This is a genomic window from Flavobacterium sp. (assembly GCF_036515215.1).
Lineage (GTDB): Bacteria > Bacteroidota > Bacteroidia > Flavobacteriales > Flavobacteriaceae > Flavobacterium.
This window is the reverse complement of sequence record NZ_DATBVQ010000013.1, coordinates 1-21,737: the sequence shown is the minus strand read 5'-3', so window position 1 is coordinate 21,737 and position 21,737 is coordinate 1. Positions and strand designations below refer to the sequence as shown.

At 39.5% G+C, this 21,737-nt stretch carries 21 protein-coding genes; 8 read left to right on the top strand and 13 right to left on the bottom strand.

Translation table 11 applies throughout. The features are described 5' to 3' along the window. Positions 1-303: 303 nt before the first annotated feature. The 9 genes from scpA to dnaA all read right to left on the bottom strand — a co-directional run bounded on the left by scpA (position 304) and on the right by dnaA (position 10,228). A complete protein-coding gene (scpA, locus tag VIH09_RS01130; RefSeq protein ID WP_331577015.1) occupies positions 304-2,436 on the bottom strand; it encodes a methylmalonyl-CoA mutase in 2,133 nt (710 codons plus the stop codon). A 45-nt stretch (positions 2,437-2,481) separates the two neighbouring features. Further along, complete coding sequence (locus VIH09_RS01125; RefSeq protein WP_331577013.1) at positions 2,482-3,846, bottom strand: methylmalonyl-CoA mutase subunit beta; 1,365 nt, start codon at positions 3,844-3,846, stop codon at positions 2,482-2,484. 23 nt (positions 3,847-3,869) lie between these two features. Then, a complete protein-coding gene (locus VIH09_RS01120) occupies positions 3,870-4,202 on the bottom strand; it encodes a septum formation initiator family protein (RefSeq protein ID WP_331577011.1) in 333 nt (110 codons plus the stop codon). A gap of 139 nt (positions 4,203-4,341) precedes the next feature. Next, positions 4,342-4,950: a uridine kinase gene (udk, locus tag VIH09_RS01115; RefSeq protein WP_331577009.1), complete on the bottom strand. Its 609-nt coding sequence runs from the start codon at positions 4,948-4,950 to the stop codon at positions 4,342-4,344. 303 nt (positions 4,951-5,253) lie between these two features. After that, on the bottom strand, positions 5,254-6,135 hold the full coding sequence (locus VIH09_RS01110; protein WP_331577007.1) for an SDR family oxidoreductase: 882 nt from the start codon (positions 6,133-6,135) through the stop codon (positions 5,254-5,256). Between the two features lie 381 nt (positions 6,136-6,516). Then, positions 6,517-7,020 carry an SgcJ/EcaC family oxidoreductase gene (locus VIH09_RS01105; RefSeq protein WP_331577005.1) on the bottom strand — a complete coding sequence of 168 codons (504 nt, stop codon included), beginning with the start codon at positions 7,018-7,020 and terminating at the stop codon, positions 6,517-6,519. Positions 7,021-7,504: 484 nt separating this feature from the next. Then, entirely contained in the window at positions 7,505-8,227 is a 723-nt protein-coding gene (locus VIH09_RS01100) for an SAM-dependent methyltransferase (protein ID WP_331577003.1), read from the bottom strand. 101 nt (positions 8,228-8,328) lie between these two features. Further along, positions 8,329-8,793 (bottom strand): low molecular weight protein-tyrosine-phosphatase, encoded by a 465-nt coding sequence (locus VIH09_RS01095; RefSeq protein ID WP_331577001.1) that lies wholly within the window; start codon positions 8,791-8,793, stop codon positions 8,329-8,331. 7 nt (positions 8,794-8,800) lie between these two features. Further along, a complete protein-coding gene (gene dnaA / locus VIH09_RS01090; protein ID WP_007137863.1) occupies positions 8,801-10,228 on the bottom strand; it encodes a chromosomal replication initiator protein DnaA in 1,428 nt (475 codons plus the stop codon). A 193-nt stretch (positions 10,229-10,421) separates the two neighbouring features. On the opposite strand from dnaA, the gene VIH09_RS01085 reads away from it, so the two are divergent. After that, positions 10,422-10,823: a thioesterase family protein gene (locus tag VIH09_RS01085; RefSeq protein WP_331576995.1), complete on the top strand. Its 402-nt coding sequence runs from the start codon at positions 10,422-10,424 to the stop codon at positions 10,821-10,823. A gap of 22 nt (positions 10,824-10,845) precedes the next feature. Here the strand turns inward: VIH09_RS01085 and VIH09_RS01080 are convergent, their stop codons facing one another. The 3 genes from VIH09_RS01080 to ribD are packed head-to-tail and all read right to left on the bottom strand — an operon-like array spanning position 10,846 to position 13,149. Beyond that, a complete protein-coding gene (locus VIH09_RS01080; protein ID WP_331576993.1) occupies positions 10,846-11,478 on the bottom strand; it encodes a YigZ family protein in 633 nt (210 codons plus the stop codon). 11 nt (positions 11,479-11,489) lie between these two features. Further along, positions 11,490-12,092: an HAD family phosphatase gene (locus VIH09_RS01075; protein ID WP_331576991.1), complete on the bottom strand. Its 603-nt coding sequence runs from the start codon at positions 12,090-12,092 to the stop codon at positions 11,490-11,492. Beyond that, positions 12,085-13,149 (bottom strand): bifunctional diaminohydroxyphosphoribosylaminopyrimidine deaminase/5-amino-6-(5-phosphoribosylamino)uracil reductase RibD, encoded by a 1,065-nt coding sequence (ribD, locus tag VIH09_RS01070; protein ID WP_331576989.1) that lies wholly within the window; start codon positions 13,147-13,149, stop codon positions 12,085-12,087. The genes VIH09_RS01075 and ribD overlap by 8 nt, the downstream gene beginning before the upstream one ends. A 105-nt stretch (positions 13,150-13,254) precedes the next feature. Here ribD and VIH09_RS01065 point away from each other — a divergent pair, with 105 nt between their 5' ends. After that, a complete protein-coding gene (locus VIH09_RS01065) occupies positions 13,255-13,740 on the top strand; it encodes a GNAT family N-acetyltransferase (RefSeq protein WP_331576987.1) in 486 nt (161 codons plus the stop codon). A 44-nt stretch (positions 13,741-13,784) separates the two neighbouring features. Continuing rightward, the gene (gene prmC / locus VIH09_RS01060; RefSeq protein ID WP_331576985.1) at positions 13,785-14,639 is read left to right on the top strand and encodes a peptide chain release factor N(5)-glutamine methyltransferase; all 855 of its coding nucleotides are present in this window, start codon (positions 13,785-13,787) and stop codon (positions 14,637-14,639) included. A gap of 13 nt (positions 14,640-14,652) precedes the next feature. On the opposite strand, the gene VIH09_RS01055 is transcribed toward prmC, so the two are convergent. After that, positions 14,653-15,897 (bottom strand): ABC transporter permease, encoded by a 1,245-nt coding sequence (locus tag VIH09_RS01055; RefSeq protein ID WP_331576983.1) that lies wholly within the window; start codon positions 15,895-15,897, stop codon positions 14,653-14,655. A 135-nt stretch (positions 15,898-16,032) separates the two neighbouring features. On the opposite strand from VIH09_RS01055, the gene hisS reads away from it, so the two are divergent. From hisS to VIH09_RS01030, 5 genes are all read left to right on the top strand, one after another. Continuing rightward, positions 16,033-17,403, top strand: a complete 1,371-nt coding sequence (gene hisS / locus VIH09_RS01050) for a histidine--tRNA ligase (RefSeq protein ID WP_331576981.1) — start codon at positions 16,033-16,035, stop codon at positions 17,401-17,403. Positions 17,404-17,703: 300 nt separating this feature from the next. Next, positions 17,704-18,276, top strand: a complete 573-nt coding sequence (locus VIH09_RS01045) for a nucleotide exchange factor GrpE (protein ID WP_331576979.1) — start codon at positions 17,704-17,706, stop codon at positions 18,274-18,276. Positions 18,277-18,373: 97 nt separating this feature from the next. Beyond that, complete coding sequence (gene dnaJ / locus VIH09_RS01040) at positions 18,374-19,495, top strand: molecular chaperone DnaJ (RefSeq protein WP_331576977.1); 1,122 nt, start codon at positions 18,374-18,376, stop codon at positions 19,493-19,495. 128 nt (positions 19,496-19,623) lie between these two features. Continuing rightward, on the top strand, positions 19,624-20,547 hold the full coding sequence (locus VIH09_RS01035) for an ATP-binding cassette domain-containing protein (RefSeq protein WP_331576975.1): 924 nt from the start codon (positions 19,624-19,626) through the stop codon (positions 20,545-20,547). A gap of 18 nt (positions 20,548-20,565) precedes the next feature. Further along, on the top strand, positions 20,566-21,737 hold a 1,172-nt coding region (locus VIH09_RS01030), incomplete at its 3' end, for an ABC transporter permease (protein WP_331576973.1).

Genomic DNA, 21,737 nt, shown 5'->3' with positions numbered 1-21,737 from the left:
ATTCCATGTTAGAATTTCTTAAGGTGATATTTAAAAATTTACTTTATTGCAATTAAACATTTGTTAACAGCTGAGTAAATTTACGAATTTGGGTTTCCATTTATGGTTAAACATCTATGAAAGATTTGTTAATTAACACATGGATTATTAGACATTAGTAATTTCGGTAGAAGATCTTGGTTAGCGAAAAACAAGATATCATCAGTAGATATCAAGTCGATTTTTTCATTATTTCAGGAAGGGAACTATTTCAAAAAAAAACACCAACTGAAAAGTTGGTGTTTTTTTAATTTAAAAACAATATTATTCGCCGACCAGAATCTCCAATATCTTTATTGCAGCATCGCTGATTTTAGTTCCTGGGCCAAAAACGGCAACGGCGCCTGCATCAAATAGATATTGGTAGTCTTGCGGGGGAATCACCCCGCCCACAACCACCATGATGTCCTCTCGGCCGTATTTTTTGAGTTCCTCAATTACTTGGGGAACCAGTGTCTTGTGTCCTGCAGCCAAAGACGAAACACCCAGAATATGAACGTCATTTTCAACCGCTTGTTTGGCAGCTTCTGCAGGGGTCTGGAAAAGTGGGCCAATGTCCACGTCAAAACCTACGTCAGCATAACCGGTTGCCACCACTTTGGCCCCGCGATCGTGTCCGTCTTGCCCCATTTTGGCAATCATAATTCTGGGGCGACGGCCTTCCTGCTTCGCAAAGGCATCAGCCAACTGTTTGGCTTTCTCAAAACTTTTGTCGTCTTTTATTTCTTTACTGTACACGCCGCTAAAGGATTTAATTTGTGCTTTATATCTTCCGAAAACTGTTTCCAGCGCATCGCTAATTTCACCCAACGTTGTTCGGTTTCTTGCAGCGTCCACGGCCAGTTCCAATAAATTTCCTTCACCGGTTTGGGCGCAAAGGATTAGTTTTTTTAGTGATTCTTGTACTTTTTCGGTGTCCCTTGTAGTCTTGATGCGGTCCAATTGTTCCAGCTGTTGCTTGCGCACCATTTGGTTGTCCACGTCGAGGATTTGCAAAGGATCTTCCTTTTCCAGTCGGTATTTATTAACCCCGACAATTATATCTTGTGAGCTGTCAATACGGGCTTGTTTTCTGGCGGCCGCTTCTTCAATTCTGAGTTTGGGGATTCCGGCTTCGATGGCTTTAGTCATTCCGCCAAGCTCTTCAACTTCTTCTATAAGCTTCCATGCATTTTCGGCAATTTCATGCGTCAAACTTTCCACATAAAAGCTTCCAGCCCACGGATCAACGGTTTTTGTGATTTTGGTTTCTTCCTGCAGATATATTTGTGTGTTTCTTGCAATTCTGGCCGAAAAATCTGTAGGTAATGCAATGGCCTCGTCAAGGGCATTAGTATGTAGGGATTGTGTTCCTCCAAATGCCGCTGCCGCAGCTTCAATACAGGTACGGGCAACATTATTAAATGGGTCTTGCTCCGTTAAACTCCATCCGCTGGTTTGGCAATGTGTTCTTAAAGCCAATGATTTATCATCTTTCGGGTTAAATGGTTTTACTAATTTGGCCCAAATCATTCTGCCGGCGCGCATTTTTGCAATTTCCATGAAATGGTTCATCCCTATGGCCCAGAAAAAGGAAAGACGCGGGGCGAAATCATCGATTTTCATACCGGTTGACAGACCTGTTCTGATGTACTCCAATCCATCGGCAAGGGTGTACGCCAATTCAATGTCGGCCGTTGCTCCCGCTTCCTGCATATGGTATCCTGATATCGATATGGAGTTGAATTTGGGCATTTTTTTGCTCGTAAATTCAAATATGTCCGCAATGATTTTCATCGACGGAGTAGGTGGGTAAATATAAGTATTGCGCACCATGAATTCCTTAAGGATGTCATTTTGTATGGTTCCCGAAAGTTGCTCCGGCTTAACGCCTTGTTCCTCGGCGGCCACGATATAAAATGCCATTATGGGTAGAACTGCACCGTTCATAGTCATGGATACCGACATTTCGTCAAGCGGAATCTGGTCAAACAACACTTTCATGTCCTCGACAGAATCTATGGCCACGCCCGCTTTTCCCACGTCTCCCACCACGCGTTCGTGGTCTGAGTCATACCCACGATGTGTGGGTAAATCAAATGCAATGGAAAGGCCTTTTTGGCCCGCTGCAAGATTACGTCTATAAAAAGCATTGCTTTCTTCGGCAGTGGAAAATCCCGCATATTGGCGAATAGTCCATGGTCGGCGAACATACATCGTCGCGTAAGGGCCACGTAAATTAGGCGCAAAACCCGCCGCGAAGTCAAGATGGTGTAGATTCTCGATATCTTTTTCTGAATAGGCTTCCTTGAGTTTTATTCCTTCGGCTGTCAAAAATTTTTCGGCCGATGGATCTGGACTGTCGCTATTCGATTTTTGAGCTTCTAATTTAATATGTTTGAGGTCATTTCTTATCATTTCTGACTCTAATTTATGCGGTTTGTAGTTGGATGCGATTGATTCTTATTCTGAATCGAGCCGTTCCTGCTCCATTTTTTCGGCAAGGCGTTTTTCGATGATAGGGATGATCAGGGTCTTTCGCGGTTTTATTTTTACAAAAGGGAACAATTCTAAATCGTGTTTCATCTTGTCGTCTTTATTGGGGTATTTATTGGTACCCAACAGCACTTCTTTGCCTGAGTCAAAAAGTTCTTGCTCCTTGTCAGCACTTTCCTGTATTTTTCTTTTGATGATGCCCTCGTTCAATTGTTTTAGGAAACCACCTGTGGCCTCGATGTCTTTGAACAAGGCCAGCGCTTTTTCAGACAATTGGGACGTGAGCGTTTCTATGTAATAACTTCCGTCGGCAGGGTTATTTACTTTGTCAAAATAACTTTCCTTTTTAAGGATCAGCAATTGATTTCGGGCGATCCTGTCCCCAAATTCATTGTCTTTATGGTATAGTGAGTCGTAAGGCAAATTGGCAATGGCATCGGCTCCGCCTAAAATCGCCGACATGCATTCGGTGGTGGTTCGCAACATGTTTACATTGTAATCGTATAGTGTCTTGTTGCGTTTTGTGGGGGAAACTAACAAATGGCAATCTTGAGTATGGTTGTATTCTTTGGCTATTAAATTAAAAAGCAAACGGAACGCCCGCAACTTGGCAATTTCAAAAAAGTAATTGGTTCCAACCGAAACTTCAAAGACAATTGGTTTGCTGATAATTGGAATTCTGTTGAAGTATTCATTGGCGTGCGCCAGAGCGTAGGCAATCTGCTGGACCATATTGGCTCCTGCATTTTGGTATAATCCGGCATCAATACTGATTATCGAACTATCAGGAATGGCAGTGGCCAACAAGTTTAGCGTATCGAAATTGTTTTTGTCGGTGGTGGTGAACCAATTACCTTCTTTGGCCAATTGTCCTATGGGATCGAGATTATAAAAAGCAATTGCTTTTTTTTGCAAGGCTATGGTATCAATGTTTTTAACGAAATCGATTGAGATAAAATTAAAGTTGAAATAAATGGCAACGTTTTCCAGAGGCAATTTCTCCAACAGTTTTACCACGTCAATCGTTTCATCTTCAATAGTGAAACGAAGACTTTCTGCACCGCGGGACAAGGAATCCAAAGCCCTTTCGACCGATTTTTCGATGTCGAAAACAAAAATATTTTGGCAAATTTTGCATTCGGAGGCTTTTGTGGTAACGGGAAAAGCTTTTGTGAATTCATCCTTATGGTAAAAAGGCTTAACCTTGATGTCTTCGGGCGAATTCCAGATTAAGGTTTCATTGTAATCTGCGCCTTTGAGTTCAAACTGGATTTTTTGTTTCCATTGCTTTGAGCTAACCGGATCGAAATCTTCGAATAAATTATTGGCCATTTTTAATTGTTATTTTTGATAATTCAAGATTTGCTGCTATTCTCAATGCTGTCACCTTCCAGTTCGATGATATAAATGTCCTCGTTTTCCTTCTTCATAAAGTACTTTTCACGGGCATATTTCTCAATTTGTTGCGGATTTTTCAGCTGTTTTATTTGTTCTTCGTCTTTCTTTATTTCCTCTTGGTAATATTCTTTATTGTCTTCGAGTTCGCTGACTTGGTTGTCTAAAAAGCGATGGTCAAAGTAGGAGTAGTTGTCCAGGAAAATCATCCAAGTCGAAAAAAACAACAATACCCATACATATTTATTGCTCAGAAATTTAAACCAAGGTTTGTCTTTGTGTGGATTTGTCATTTATTTTTTTTTAGCCCCGATAGAGCCGATATCCCACGTTTTTTGACGTGGATAAAGGCGAAAGCGGGAAATAGCTCCTCATTCTTCCTGTTTTGGAAGAACAACAAGGAATTATATTGAGGTTAAAATTACGATAAATTTATAGAATTCTTTGATTTATTACCGCCCTAACCACATCTATTGCAACCGTATTGTATTTGTCGTTGGGTATAATAATGTCTGCAAACGCTTTTGTGGGCTCAATAAACTGCTGATGCATGGGCTTGAGTGTGTTTTGGTAGCGATTCAAGACCTCATCCATGTCCCGTCCGCGTTCTGCTATATCACGTTTTAATCGTCGTATCAATCTTTCATCAGAGTCTGCATGAACATAGATTTTTACGTCAAACAAGTCTCTCAGTTCTGGATTGGCCAGAATCAAAATACCTTCAACGATCATCACTTTTCTGGGATGGGTAGTAATCGTATCTTCAGTCCTGTTATGGGTTACGAAAGAATATACCGGTTGGTGGATCGTTTTTTCTTCTTTAAGTTCCTTAAGGTGGGCGACCAATAATTCAAAATCAATAGCTCTTGGGTGGTCAAAATTGATAAGGGCCCGTTCGTCAAAACTTAAGTTGTTGTTCTCCTTGTAATAGGAGTCTTGAGAAATGATACCTACTTCCTTTTCAGGTAATTCATTCATAATTTGATGAACCACGGTTGTTTTTCCGCTTCCTGTTCCGCCTGCAATCCCTATAATGAGCATAAATGGTTGTTTATTTATTGATGGCACAAAAATAGGAATTTTATTGGGAGTGGATTTTGTTTTTTTTTGAAATCTTTTTGAGGGTTTTGGGAGTTTTAATTTACAGACAATCCAACTGTCTTTATCAAATTTTCTAGCATTTTATTTGCATAAAAGACAGCTTCCTTTGGGCAATCTTTTACAGCAAAAAAAATATTGTTTCGATTTGTGAAGCTTTTCCTTTAATTTGGGTTAGGTTTTGGACAAAAAAAAGAGCGAGCCAAAAAAAAGGCGCACTCTTCTTTAAAAGAATTCAGATCTTAATTATTTGTTCTTTTTTGCTTTTATCATCATTTCGAGTTGGTACCAAAGTTCTTCGGGAATGGCCTCCAGTATATTAAACTGTCCGGCTCCTTTCAGCCATTCGCCTCCGTCAATCACAATTACTTCACCGTTCACATAGGCAGAAAAATCAGAAATCAGATAGGCGGCTAAATTGGCCAATTCTTGGTGGTCACCAACACGCTTCAATGGCACTTTTTTAGCCATGTCAAATTTTTCGGCAAGATCCCCAGGCAATAATCTGTCCCAGGCGCCTTTTGTGGGGAATGGCCCAGGTGCAATCGCATTAGAGCGAATGCCATATTTGGCCCATTCTACCGCAAGACTTCTTGTCATGGCCAGCACCCCCGCTTTTGCGGTTGCGCTTGGCACAACATAGGCTGAACCGGTCCAGGCGTAGGTTGTCACGATGTTCAAAATCGTCGAAGACGCCTGTTTGGAATCGATCCAGTGTTTCCCAAAAGCAAGGGTACAGTTTTTGGATCCCTTCAAAACGATGTCAATTACGGTGTCAAAGGCGTTGGCAGATAAGCGTTCCGTTGGCGAAATGAAATTACCCGCGGCATTGTTCAATAATACATCCACTTTTCCGAAAGCTTTCAAAACGCTTTGCAGCATGTTCTCGACTTCATCATAATGGCGCACGTCGCACTGAATAGGTAGGCAGGTACCGCCTGTTTCAGACTCCAGTTCCGATGCGGTGTTTTTTAGTTTGTCCAAATCCCTGGAGGTAATGGCCACTTTTGCGCCCAGTTCGAGGAAATATTTGGTCATCGCTTTCCCTAATCCGCTGCCGCCGCCGGTAACAACGATGACTTTGTTTATTAACGCATCATCGCGCAACATTTTATCTGTATAGCTCATCCTAATTTTAGTTTGTTGAATTGTAAATAGTAAATATATGAAATTTAATAGTATGCGCGCATAACAAATGGCTCAAAAGCAGCCACTTTTTAAGATGTCGCTTAAAGTTCTAGTTTGATTTTTATCGCTTTAGTTGGATTCGTTCGCCTAAATTAGGATAATGGCATTTGATTTGAAAATCGAATTTTATTTAAGCTGTTGGCTTCTATGTGGAAACAATAAAACAAGAAACAGTCCAAAGAAGAATCGCCAAGTTCACTAATAATCCACAAAGGTTCAGCTCGAAAACGATTCTTTGCGATTTTTAAAAAACCATTATGTCTTTTAGCTTAAGCGAGTTCCTTTTTAGGCTGTCTCTTGCGTATTGAGTCTACTGACTTTTTATTTCTTTGGTATAGGCATATCGGAAGTTCCCATATCCCTTGTGCAAAGGTATTTTCCGTCTCTTTTTTCAAATAGACTCATGAAGTTTCCTGTTCTCATTTTGGTATTTGTGGAATCTGTGACGGCATAGCCGCCAATTTCCACAACCTGGTTACCATCATTTGAAACGTGCACTTCTTTTGTCTCGAACGATATTTTAGCTCCTTTTGGAAAGGTTGCCAAATCTGCCTTTATCGATTCCTGAATCGCTGCCCTGCCTTCCGCCGGTTTTTTTTCATTAGAAAAACTTATGGCATCGTCTGAATAATACATGGCGACGTCTGCTGCATTTCTTGCGTTATAGGCAGCTGCGTAGGCATCTTCCATCGCTTGAATTTCAGTTTTGATGGCTTCTTTGTCAACTGTAGTTGTCGCCATGGGCGCCTCTTTTTTTTGATTACAGCCTAGGAACAAGGTCACGATAAGCAACACTAATCCTCCCTTAAAAATTTTGTTTTTCATAATTAAATTTGTTTAAAATTTATAATTGTGATTTTTTTTAGATTAGGGGGATTAAATTTAATTATAAAATTTTGATTTTCAGTATTTAACGATGTTTTTTTACGTAATAATCTTTGGGGAATATAATTTTATGAAGAAGAGCGATAATTTATTTGAGTGACGTTAATAAAAACTAAAAATCCATTTGATTATAAAAAAGTATTTTTCATAATCAAATGGATTTAATTTTTTCCGCTGCAATAAAACTGCATTATATTTTATCCTTCAACGGCTACAGAATAGTTAGTTGCTATTATAGCCATCATGCCAGCCATTAGATATAACTTGTTTAACTTCTTTCCAGTTGTAGATAGACTCAATTGCAAAAAAGGCGATCATGCCCAATACAAATACTCTAACGTCTCTTTTGGTTACCTTCATTTTAATTCTTTTGATGGTTTAGTTTTTACCAAGATATAAAAATATTCCATTCGTAATCTAAAATTTACATTTTATGGATGATAAAAATGGTTGGACGTTTGTGTAAATCCACATTTTCCTTTTTCCATGCCGAAATTTTTTTGGTCTTAATGTATTCCGTTGGCAGTGTGATGTCCGTGGCTATGCATAAATGCGTTTCTGGATGCAAAGTCTGCAACAAATCTTCCAATAATTTATTGTTGCGGTATGGCGTTTCGATGAAAATTTGCGACTGATTTTGTTCGAAAGATATCTTTTCGAGATTTTTGAAGCTCGCTTTCTTTTCGTCCTTTTCAATAGGCAAATAACCGTGAAACGTAAAGCTTTGACCGTTCATTCCGGAAGCCATCATGGCCAACAGTATGGAAGAGGGGCCGACCAATGGGATGACCTGAATCCCTTTTTCATGCGCCAGTTTCACGATAACTGCGCCAGGATCAGCCACTCCGGGGCAACCGGCTTCGCTCATTAATCCCATGTTTTTGCCTTCTAATAAAGGTTTGATGAAATCAAGGTGTTCTTTTACTTCGGTGCGTTTGTTTAAAGTAAACAATACCAGTTCGGATTGTTTTTTTTCGGGGCTAACCTCCTTTATTGATTTCCGGGCTGTTTTGTCATTCTCAACAATATAATGATCAATGAAGTCAATAGTTCTTTTTACAGTGTGAGGCAGAACATCCATAGGGTCACAATCGCCCATAGTTGTGGGGATTAGATAGAGTTTCCCTAATGAGGTATTTGATTTCATTGCGATCGATTTTGATTTGTAAACTAATTTAGAAATGCAAAGAACGGCATTAATAAAGAAATAGATATGAATTTAGAGTTGAAAAAAACCGCTCAAAATTATTAGTGAGCCTTTTTTAATTTGTCGGCTATAATGTCGCAAACTTCATCTAGCATATTATAGACAATGTCAAAGCCGTTCGGCATACCAAAATAAGGATCGGGAACATCCACATTTTCATTAGGATACAATTCATTCAAAATAATTTGTACTTTGTTTTTTTGCTCAGAAGTTTTCGCCAATTCGATTACATCGTCATAATTCGACTTGTCCATGACATAGATATAGTCGTAGGTATCGAAATCATTAACGCTGAATTGTCTGCCTTTTTGTTTTGAAATATCGAGCTTGTTCTTTTTGGCGGTTGAGATTGAACGGGCGTCAGGTGAATGACCAATGTGCCATGAACCGGTCCCGGCAGAATCTACGGTGAATTTATCTTTGGGAAGTTTGGAAGCCATGATGCCCTCTGCCAATGGTGATCGACAAATATTCCCCAAACAAACCATTAAAATTTTTACGGGCATGATGCTTTTATAGCGTTAATTTTTTATGGATATCTTCAACAAATTTCTTGAATTGTTTGTCGGTGGCCACTAAGTTGTCCACTGTTTTGCAAGCGTGCAATACGGTTGCGTGATCACGGTCACCAATCTGGGAACCGATATTCGCCAAAGAGGCTTTCGTGAATTTTTTCGCGAAAAACATAGCCAACTGTCTTGCTTGGACCACATGCCTTTTTCTTGTTTTTGATTGCAAGGTTTCCAGATCCAATTGGAAATAATCGGAAACTGTTTTTTGAATGTAATCGATAGAAATTTCTCGTTTTACATTTTTCACGAATTTTTCGACAACACTCTTCGCCAATTCAATGGTGACTTCTTTTTTGTTGAAAGAGGATTGCGCAATCAACGAGATAATGGCGCCTTCCAATTCGCGAACATTTGATTTGATGTTGCGTGCTACGTATTCAATGATTTCTTCAGGAATTTCAACACCATCACGATACAAAATGTTCTTAAGTATAGAAATTCTGGTTTCATAATCAGGTTGGTGCAATTCAGCTGACAATCCCCATTTGAATCGAGACAATAAGCGTTGCTCAATATCTTGCATATCAACTGGCGCTTTGTCCGAAGTCAGAATAACTTGCTTGCCGTTTTGGTGCAAGTAATTAAATATATGGAAAAACACATCCTGTGTTCCTGATTTACCGGAAAGAAACTGAACATCGTCAATAATCAAAACATCAATTAATTGATAAAAATGGATGAAATCATTCCGGTTGTTTTTCTTTACCGAATCAATGTATTGTTGCGTGAATATTTCGGCAGATATGTATAAAACTGTTTTTTCAGGATATTTGTCTTTGATTTCAACTCCAATGGCATGCGCTAAGTGCGTTTTTCCCAGTCCTACGCCGCCAAAAATCAATAAGGGGTTGAAGGATGTCCCGCCTGGTTTGTTGGCTACAGCCATTCCCGCTGAACGTGCCAGTCTGTTTGAATCCCCTTCCAGGAAATTGTCAAAACTATAGTTGGCATTCAATTGCGATTCTATCTTTAAATTTCTGATTCCTGGAATTACAAATGGATTTTTTAATTCAGGATCAAGGTTTTTAAAAGGAGCATCAACATTTTGGGGTTTCATCGGGGCGCGGTTAGCACTTGGCAATTGTTCCGTAAACGGTTGTTTATTGCCATAAGTGTTTTCCATTTTGATTTTATAAAGTAACTTCGCGTTTTTACCAAGTTCTTTGGTCAAGGCTACTTTTAGTAGTTTTACATAGTGTTCTTCCAGCCATTCATAGAAGAATTTACTTGGAACCTGAATGTACAATGCGTTATCGGTAAGTTCAACTGATTTAATTGGTTCAAACCAAGTTTTGAATGCTTGGTCTTGAATGTTGTCTTTAATAAAAGACAAACAGTTTTCCCATACTGATTGAGCAGTTTTGTTCATAAATTCTAGGTAAATTATTTTATTTAGTAATCGGTCTCTTATTAAAAAATACCAAAAATTTCGATATTTTTCGGGTTAACAAATATGTGAACAAATTTCTGTAAAAAAAAATAAATAGGGGTTGAATTTGTAAAAATATTGTTGTAAGTAGTATTTGACAAATTAAAATTTAAATAAAAAAACAAATAAAAGTATGAAAGAACATGAATTTAGTGTACGCGTGAGGTATTCCGAAACGGATCAAATGGGAGTGGTTTATCACGGCAATTATGCGCAGTATTTTGAGATGGGGCGCGTGGAATGGCTCAGAAACCTTGGGGTTTCCTACAAATGGATGGAGGAAAACGGAATTATGCTTCCGGTGGTTTCCCTAAACATAAATTACAAAAAACCGGCCCGATATGACGATCTTTTGACGGTTAAAACTATTTTTAAAAGTCAAACTTCAGTTAAGATTGAATTTGACTATGAAATCTACAACGAGAAGTTGGAGTTATTAACAATTGCCAGCTCCACCTTGGTTTTTGTTGACATGAAAACTAGCCGTCCGACTCTCCCTCCGGAATATGTTAAAGAGAAACTTGCCAAAATGTAAAACTGATGAATTCGGACCAAAATTATTTTATAGTTTTGATGTCGATTTCGAATATGGAGTTAAAAATGTCGAATATAATTTCGGCATTTTTTTTTCGTGTTTTTATCTCTATTATGCCAATTGGCAATCCTGTTTCCTCTATCATTTTCATTTCTTGGGTTACAATTTCTAGTTTTTTTTCTTTGATCACCCTCATGACCTTATTCATGTTTTTATAGTCAAATGATATTTGATAATGAATGTCAATTGTTTTTTCAATGACGTTGCAAGTTTCGAGGGTAGTTTGAGCCGTTGTTCTATATGCTGATATTAATCCGCCGACACCCAGTTTTGTTCCTCCAAAAAACCGAACGACTACAACGAGGGTGTTTGTCACCGCAAAGGATTGTATTTGTCCGTAAATTGGCATTCCTGCGCTGTTGCTGGGCTCCCCGTCGTCATTAGCCCTATAGGAAACGGCGTCTGTACCTATTTGATAGGCGTAGCAAAAATGGCCCGCATGGGGATGTTTTTTTCTTAATTGGTCAATAATGGGTTTTAGTTCCTCTTCGGATTGAATGGGAAATGCATAACCAAAAAATTTGCTGCTCTTTTCCTTAAATAATACCTCTTCCGACGCAGTTTCAATGGTATTGTAAGTGTCTTTAATTTCCAATAGGTATTCTTCTAAATTGTATTTTTACTAAACAGATCTACGACATCTTCTTTGCCCACTTGGAGATTCCATACTTGGAAACCAAGTTCAGCTGCGGCATCGGTGTTTTCTTTCTTGTCATCAACGAACAAAGTCCGTTTTGCTTGCAATTCATGTTTGTTTAAAACATAATTGAAAATTTCGTAATTGGGTTTGCGCATTTCTATTTCAAATGAAAAATAAACTCGTTCGAAACATTGATAAAAATCGCTGTAAAAAGTAGTGCCGCATTTTTGTTCGAAAGTGTCGATGTGAATAGAATCGGTGTTACTCAACAAAAAGAGTCTGTATTTTTTGGAAAGCATTTGAAGGAACTCCAAACGATACAGAGGAAAATCCAACAAGATGGCGTTCCAGGCCTCCATTATTTCTGCAGTGCTTGCTTTTGGGATATGCCTTTGAATGCCATCGAGGAAATTATCTCTTGTGATTTTGCCGGTTTCAAACTGAATGTTCAATTGGTCCAAGTCGTCATTCCATTGAGTTAGGCCTAATTTTTTTAGGCCATCAACGGTGGCTTGCTTGTCTAAATTGATGAAGACATCTCCGAAATCAAAAATAATTGCATTAATCATGGTTTCTGGATATTATAAGTTCGTCTTGGCCGATCACTTGATTTTTACGATTGCTTTTTGGTAGAATTGGTGCCCTTGTGCCATCCCCGAAAATTGTAATTCCTGAGAAAACTCGGGCTTCATCCCAAAGATTTGCGTCAATGAAAGTTTGTAATGTTTGTCGGCCGCCTTCGATAATAACGGATTGAATTTGGTGCCGATACATTGCCTGCGTCAGTTGTTGTGCGATTTCTTTTTCAAGATCAACGTTATCAAAGATAAGGTTTTCTTTGTCGCGATTTGTTGTGGTTTTCGAAATAACGATAGTTTTACATTGATTATTGAACACATAACTGTCGTTTGGGATGCGATTATTTTTGTCCAAAACCACCCTGATAGGGTTGCTTCCCGTCCAGTTTCGAACGTCTAATATTGGGTTGTCATCGATAACGGTTTGGGTACCCACCAAAATGGCCTGCTCTTCGCTTCGCCATTTGTGGACCAATTGCCTTGAATAGGGGCTGGTGATCCATACCGGTTTCTTTACATCATTGTTTTGGACTTTCCTGAATGTCGCGTCCGGAGCGATAAAGCCGTCTTGGCTTTCTGCCCATTTCAAAATAATGTATGGTCGCTTTTTTTGATGAAAAGTAAAAAAACGTTTGTTCAGTTCGTTGCATTCGTCCTCAAGGATGCCAAAGGTTACCTTTGCCCCAGCGGCAATCAATTTTTTTATACCGTTGCCCGCGACTTTTACGTTAGGGTCCACAGTTCCCACAACGACATTTGGAATCCTATTTCTTATGATTAAGTCGCAGCAGGGCGGTGTCTTTCCAAAATGGCTACAAGGTTCAAGGCTGACATAAATGGTCGCTTTTTGCAATTGCGATTTGTCTTTCACGGAATTAATGGCGTTCACTTCGGCGTGCGGTTCTCCCGCCATCCTGTGCCAACCCTCGCCGATTATTTTATTTTTATAAACAATGACGCTGCCCACCAAAGGATTCGGGTAAGTTGTCCCGAGTCCGTTTTTGGCCAGTTCTATGCAACGCTTTATGTATTTTTCATGTATCTTCACTATGCAAAAGTAGTTATTTTTGGGTTTAAGATTTAGTTTTGAAACTTTCAAAAATAACCGCAAACAATTTCTATTTTTGTGGCATAAAAATAAGTAGCAATAATAATGGAAAATTGGGTTATCAGAAAGATTGAAAAAAGAGACAATCAAGCTGTCGCAGAATTGATACGGGCGGTTTTTGACGAAATGAATATCCCAAAAGTGGGAACGGCTTATGAAGACCCTTATCTGGATTTAATGTTTGAGGAATATAGCAAGCCGAAATCCGTATATTACGTTGTTGAAAACGACGGAAAAATAATGGGTGCAGCTGGCGTGGCTCCACTTGAAAACGAAGTGGAATCCATCTGCGAACTGCAAAAAATGTATTTTCGTCCGGAAACCCGCGGTTTGGGAATAGGAAGCCAAATGATGGAGAAATGTTTGCAGAGCGCCAAAGAATTTGGCTTTGAAAAATGCTATCTGGAAACGATGCCTTTTATGCATGGTGCCCAAAAACTGTATAAAAAAGCAGGCTTCGTGAATATTGACGCCCCAATGGGATCTACAGGCCATACATCTTGTCCCGTTTGGATGCTGAAGGAACTATAGTTGAGAATTTATTAGTTCTAAGTGAAACAGAAATGCCCGAAACGATGAAAATTAAGCAATATCGAGACCTCTTCATTCAAACGCTTTCACCGATCCATGGCGAAGGCGAAGCCGAAAGTTTTTTCTACCTGATATTGGAGGCGAACCATCAATTGAAAAGAATCGATTTGGCTTTGCGTCCTGATCTGGATTTTACCGATGCGGAAATTTTGGTTTGGAAGACGCTCGTGGAACAGTTGAAACTGGAAATTCCTGTCCAATACCTATTGGGAAAAACCAGCTTTTATGGTTTGGATTTCGAAGTCAATTCGTCCGTTTTGATCCCAAGACCAGAAACCGAAGAACTGGTCGAATGGATTTTAGAAAGCCAAAGGTCAAAAGACGAAAGTCAAAAGCCCAGAGTTCTTGATATAGGAACAGGAAGTGGTTGTATTGCAGTTTCATTGGCAAAAAACATTCCTACTGCAAGCGTCTATGCCATTGACGTTTCAGAAAAAGCATTGACCATCGCCAAAAAAAACGCTGAAATAAACGAAGTTGACGTGACGTTCATTACTCAAAACATCCTGCAAACGGAAAATTTGGGGCAACAATTTGACTTCATCGTATCGAATCCTCCTTACGTTCGAAATCTGGAAAAACAGGAAATCAGGAAGAATGTTTTGGATAACGAACCTCATTTGGCGCTTTTTGTGGAAGACAATGACGCCTTGGTTTTTTACAGGAAAATTGCCGAATTAGCCCAAAAAAACCTGACCGAAAAAGGACAATTGTTCTTCGAAATCAATCAATATTTAGGCAAGGAAACGGCAGCACTCTTGGCTGAAATGGGTTTCAAAAATATCGAATTGCGCAAAGATATTTATGGAAATGACCGGATGATAAAAGCGACAGTTTAATAATTACTGCAGACTACTCATATCGCAAGGCTTCGATCGGATCCAAAAAAGCTGCTTTTATCGCTGGATACAAACCAGAAACGATAGCTACCATAAAGCTGGTCAGAAAGGCGGCGAAAATGGCAATCCAAGGAATCACAAATTCGAAACTCAAAGCAGTGGCGATTCCATAACCTATCAAGATGCCCAAAATGATACCGACGATGCCTCCCATTTGACCTATCAGCAGGGTTTCCATGAAAAACTGAATCGCGACAGTGGACCTTTTGGCACCCAAGGCTTTTCTAACTCCTATTTCTCTTGTGCGTTCCGTTACCGAAACGATCATGATGTTCATCAAAGCGATCGAGGATCCCAAGACGGTAATGATCCCTATTAGCCAAGAGGCGAGGCCAAGATATTGAGTGATTCCCAGGATTCTGTTGATTAGGTCGTCGCTGCGCACTACGCCAAAATTGTTGTCTTTTACAGGACTCAATTTACGTACGTTACGCATAGTGATGGTAGCATTATCGATGGCTTGGTCCAGCAATTCTTTTTTGGAAACCATGACACTCACGGTGTAATTAATATTGGGAGCCGTAAATAATGACCTAGCCAATTGAATCGGGATTAAAACCCTTAAATCCTGCTTATTACCAAAGGTGGAGCCTTTTTCTTTTAGAACGCCAATCACCTTGAACCTAGCCCCTCGGATGGAAATTGTTTTGTCAATTGGGTTGATGTCTTTCAGTAGTCCTTTTTCAAAATCAGAGCCTACCACGCAAACAAAGTTGTTGTTGTCTATGTCAAAGCCCGTGAAATTTCTGCCAATACTGGTTTCCAAACCTGAATTGCTCATGAAATATTCATCAACACCGACCACAGCAATTTCCGGGTCCGTTTTGTTCGCTTCATATTTTACTTCCGCTGTTGAAGTCGCGGTAAATGAAAGTGAAGTTTCGGAAAAGGGGTAATTATATTTGTTTTTGAAGGCGACCGCTTCGGGATAGGAAATGATTGGGTTTATTATTTCGCGTTCTTCACGTCCTTGTCTTCGAATGGTGTTTTCGTATTGTTTTATATTGAAGGTATTGGCCCCCATCGATGCAAAATCGGAAGAAATGGTGTTTTCTAAAGCAGATACCACGGTCAGGATTCCAACTAAGGCAGTAATCCCAATGGCAATTATTAAAACGGTAAGAGTCGTTCGCAATAATTGTGTTCTTACGGAACCAATGGCAATTCGTACGTTTTCTTTGAATAAATTTAGCATCATGGTAATTTGACACGAAAATACAATTTTTGTTACAAGTTTGTTTTGGAAGGAGTATTATTTGTTTTAAAAATAGGATATTTGCAGCAAGAAATATGAAATTTAAAAATCATAATTTATAATTCATAATTAAAAAAAATGGCATCAAAACCTAGTATACCCAAAGGGACAAGAGATTTTTCACCTGCTGAGGTGGCAAAACGACAATATATAATACAAATCATAAAAAGTAATTTCGAGAAATTTGGTTTTCAACCCATAGAGACACCTTCGTTCGAAAACTCGGAAACCCTAATGGGAAAATATGGGGAAGAAGGAGATCGATTGATTTTCAAGATATTGAATTCAGGAGATTATTTGGCCAAAGCAAATGCATCCCATTTAGAAAGCAAGGACAGCACAAAGTTGACGGCAAGCATTTCTGAGAAAGCTTTGCGTTATGACCTGACGGTGCCTTTTGCAAGATATGTGGTGCAACACCAAAACGAAATTGAATTTCCTTTCAAAAGATACCAAATCCAGCCCGTTTGGCGTGCTGACAGGCCTCAAAAAGGTCGCTTCAGGGAGTTTTTCCAGTGCGATGCAGATGTGGTAGGCTCGAAGTCGCTATGGCAAGAGGTGGAATTGGTGCAGCTTTACGATACCGTTTTTACTGCTTTGGGATTGAAAGGGGTGACTATCAAAATCAACAACAGAAAAATTTTATCGGGAATCGCCGAAGTAATCGGAGCGTCGGGTAAATTGATCGATTTTACCGTGGCTCTCGATAAGCTGGACAAAATAGGCGAGGACGGCGTGAAAAAGGAAATGGTCGAAAAGGGAATTTCAGAGGGAGCCATAACTAAAGTGCAGCCCCTTTTTAATTTCACGGGGACCATTTCGGAAAAAATCGACAAACTATCACAACTGTTGGCTTCTTCGGAAGAAGGGATGAAAGGCGTTGAAGAATTACGTTTCATTTGTGACAACAGCATAAATCTGGGACTGTCAACGGCAATTCTTGATCTGGACGTTACCTTGGCTCGTGGTTTAAATTATTATACCGGGGCTATTTTTGAAGTCGCTCCGCCGAAGGAAGTCGCCATGGGGTCCATAGGTGGCGGCGGACGATATGATGATTTGACAGGCATTTTTGGTTTGAAAAACATGAGTGGCGTTGGGATTTCTTTCGGACTCGACCGTATTTATCTGGTTGTGGAGGAACTGAATCTGTTCCCGGAGACGGTTACCGCGACCACAAAAGCATTGTTTATCAATTACGGCGATAGCGAAGCTTTTTATGCGATGAAAGCAATCCAGAAATTAAGAGCATCGGGTATAAAAGTAGAGTTGTATCCGGACAACATGAAAGTGGCAAAGCAATTTCAGCATGCCGATAAACGCAACATTCCCTTTGCGGTAATCATCAGCGAAAATGAAATGGCATCCGATCGTTTTGCCCTTAAAAACTTAGCAACAGGGGAGCAGCATTCACTTGATTTTGAAGGCTTGAAAAAAGCCCTTTTGTAACAAAAAATCAAGCACAAAAAAAAGCTTTGTTTAGGTAAACAAAGCTTTTTTTAATATAAGGTAATCACGAATTAATAATTATTCAGTAACCAACCATAATTGTAGATCAGAACCGGTAACAAACTTAGAGAAACTAAAACGTAATAGTCTTAATATTATATTAAAATTTAAGTTAAAATGGTAGAAATTAATCTCGGATGCTAAATTTTTTGAAGTCAAACGGAAATCAAAAAAAAGAATGACAATTTGACATTTAGTTAGAATTGGCAGTACTTTTGCAATCCATAGAAAAGTGCAAAAATGAAGTTTAAAAATATATTTAAAAATAAAAGTAATATGACTACTGAAAATACAGAAATCGATAAAGAGATGGATGATGTAACATTAGAGAACAACGCGGAAGCGGTTGTTGCTGATGAGTTAAGTGTTGAGGAGCAATTGACGCAAGACTTAGCGAAGGAGAAAGATAAATATTTACGATTATTTGCTGAATTTGAAAATTATAAAAGAAGAACTTCAAAAGAACGTATAGAATTGTTTAAAACGGCTAACCAAGAAGTTTTATTGGCTATGCTTCCCGTTTTGGATGATTTTGACAGAGCAATGGTCGAAATAAGCAAATCAGAGGATGAACTTCTTTTAAAAGGGGTGGAACTGATACATGAAAAACTAAAAAACACTTTAGTTTCTAAAGGACTGGAGCAAGTTGAGGTTAAAGCCGGCGATTCATTTGATGCCGATTTTGCTGAGGCAATCACACAAATTCCTGCTCCATCGGCCAAGATGAAAGGAAAAATCGTGGATGTTCTCGAAAAAGGGTATAAATTAGGCGATAAAATTATTCGTTTTCCAAAAGTTGTTATCGGGCAATAGTGGAGTCGCGATTCGTCGCGTCCAACAAATGTCTGGGAAGCGATAAATAACTTCTAGAGTGCGATTGGTCGCATTTGTGCCATTCAAAAATATTAAAATGAAAAAAGATTTTTACGAGATATTAGGTATTTCAAAAAGCGCAGATGCTGCAGCGATAAAGAAAGCTTACAGAAAAAAAGCATTAGAACATCATCCTGACAAAAACCCTGACGACAAATCGGCAGAGGAAAAGTTCAAATTAGCCGCTGAGGCTTATGAAGTTTTAAGCGACCCGAACAAGAAAGCCAAGTACGATCAATATGGTCATCAAGCTTTTGATGGATCTGGAGGTTTTGGCGGTGGCGGTCACGGCGGAATGAATATGGATGACATTTTCAGTCAGTTCGGTGATATTTTCGGCAGCGCCTTTGGTGGCGGTGGCGGATTTGGAGGCGGAGGCGGAGGTCAACGCAGAATCAAAGGAAGCAATCTTCGCATCAAAGTCAAATTGACTCTCGAGGAAATCGCAAATGGAGTGGAGAAAAAAGTAAAAGTAAAACGTAAGGTTCAAGCTCCGGGAGTTACATATAGAACTTGTTCTACCTGTAATGGGCAAGGGCAAGTAATGCGCGTGACTAACACTATTCTGGGGAGAATGCAATCGGCTTCCACCTGTCCTACTTGCGGCGGTTCGGGCCAGATTTTGGACAAAAAACCAGCTGAAGCAGACTCACAAGGGATGATTCTTGAAGATGAAACCGTTTCCATAAAAATACCCGCAGGTGTTGTTGACGGGATGCAATTGAAAGTTTCCAACAAAGGGAACGATGCTCCGGGGAACAGTGTTCCGGGAGATTTGATTGTAGCCATCGAAGAGATGGAACACCAATTCTTGAAACGAGAAGGAGAGAATTTGCATTATGACTTATACATCAGTTTTTCCGAAGCGGTTCTTGGAATATCAAAAGATATCGAAGCTATAAACGGAAAAGTGAGAATTAAGCTGGAAGAAGGAATCCAATCCGGTAAAATCCTTAGGTTGAAAGGAAAAGGAATTCCAAGCATCAATGGATACGGGAACGGCGATTTGCTAGTACACGTAAATGTGTGGACTCCAAAAACCTTGAACAAGGATCAGAGACAATTTTTCGAAAAGAATTTGACCGATGAAAATTTCATCCCAAATCCTGAAAAATCGGACAAATCGTTTTTCGAGAAAGTAAAAGATATGTTTTCGTAATTTTTAGAAAGATTAAAAATTCAAAATAAGTTTCCCATCCTTGTGAAAATGAGGGTGGGTTTTTTTATGTAACAATTATATCTATTTCGATACTAATTATTTACTTTTACACAAATTCAAAATTCAGCATGAGTACCCTACTTGAAGTCAATAAAGTCGTGAAGCAATACGGTGATTACGTGGCGCTTAACGAAGTTTCGTTAACCGTGCCTAAGGGCAGTATTTATGGGCTATTAGGTCCAAACGGTGCCGGAAAAACATCATTGATCCGAATAATAAATCAAATTACTTTACCCGACAGCGGCGATATAATTCTTGACGGCGAGAAATTGCAGCCCAAGCATGTTCAATACATTGGATACCTCCCGGAAGAAAGGGGATTGTATAATAGCATGAAAGTGGGTGAACAATGTCTGTATTTGGCCCGAATGAAAGGCTTGTCCAAAGCCGAGGCGAAGAAACAGTTGAACTACTGGTTTGACAGGTTGGAAATTCAAGGCTGGTGGAACAAGAAAGTGCAAGAGCTATCCAAGGGAATGGCGCAGAAAATCCAGTTCGTCGTTTGCGTGCTTCACAAGCCCAAATTGTTGATTTTTGACGAGCCTTTTTCCGGTTTCGACCCTGTAAACGCCAATATCATAAAAGATGAGATTCTGGCTTTGAGAGACGAAGGGGCCACCATCATTTTCTCTACGCACCGTATGGAAAGCGTGGAAGAATTGTGTGACCATATCGCCTTAATCCATAAATCAAATAAACTCATTGAGGGGAAATTGGATGACGTTAAAAGGCAATTCAAAACAAACAGCTTTGAAGTTGGGATTGTATCCGATAATGTGGAAGGCCTGATGTATGATATCACGCAAAAATTCACTGTCGGCCCCGCGAATTTCAAGTCGCTCAGCAATGAGTTGAAACTAGAAATTCAACTAGGGAATGCCATGCCAAATGAATTACTGAATGTATTGACACAGTGCGGCCAAGTAACCCATTTTGTGGAAAAGATACCAAGCGTAAATGATATTTTTATCCAGACCGTAAGCGAAAAGTAATTTAATTTTTTAACTCCTATGAGTATTATTTCATTAATCATAAAAAGAGAATTTGTTGCCAAAGTACGCAACAAATCTTTTATTGTTATGACCTTTTTAAGTCCGTTACTTTTTGTTGGGATTGCCGCATTTGTCGGGTATTTAAGCTCCATGAAAGCGGAAACCAAACGCATCGCCATCCATGACGAATCCGGCTTGTTTACTAATGAGTTTGTTTCCCAAAACAGCGACAAAAGCGAATATAAATACCTCGATTTATCTCTGATTGACGAAAAATTCCTGAAAGATAGTATCACAAAGGAGAGTTACGAAGGCTTGCTGTTGATTCCCAAAACAACCAATGTAGCCGATCTGGAAAGTAAGGTCCAATTCATATCCAATGACAGTCCCAGTATTTCATTTATTGAAAATGTGCAGAGCATCATTGCTAATAAAATCACCAAAATTAACCTTGAAAGGGCAAAATTGGATACGGTGGCGATCAAGAATGCCCAATCGAATGTCAATATTAGCCTCGCTAAGGCGTCGGGAGAGCAAAGCGTAAAAGGACTTAACGAGATTAAAATTGCCATTGGCGGCGGATTTGGTTATTTGATCATGATGTTCATCATTATCTACGGAAACATGGTGATGCGTTCAGTCATTGAAGAAAAAACAAACCGAATTATAGAGATAATTATTTCATCGGTTAAACCGTTCCAATTGATGATCGGTAAAATCATCGGGACATCGCTAGCAGGAATCCTGCAGTTCTTTATTTGGGCTGTAATAGGACTTTCCTTGATGTTTGCCGCTTCATTATTTTTTGGCGTCGACGTAGGCCCAACGGCCAAAGTTTCACCGGAGTTGATGCAGCAAGCGCAAAATGAATTTGCCGGTCCTGCCCAAATGTATATGAAAGAGTTGTGGAATTTGCCTATCGCCAGCATTCTGATCGGTTTCGTCGTCTATTTCATAGGAGGTTATTTTTTGTACAGCTCCTTTTACGCCGCGATTGGCGCGGCTGTCGACAATCAAACGGACTCGCAGCAGTTTCTGTTGCCTATAATTATGCCGTTGATGTTGAGCGTTTATGTTGGTTTTTTCAGTGTAATGAACGACCCGCACGGAACAATAGCGGTCGTTTTCTCAATGATTCCGCTTACATCTCCCATTGTGATGTTGATGCGAATCCCGTTTGGCGTACCTTT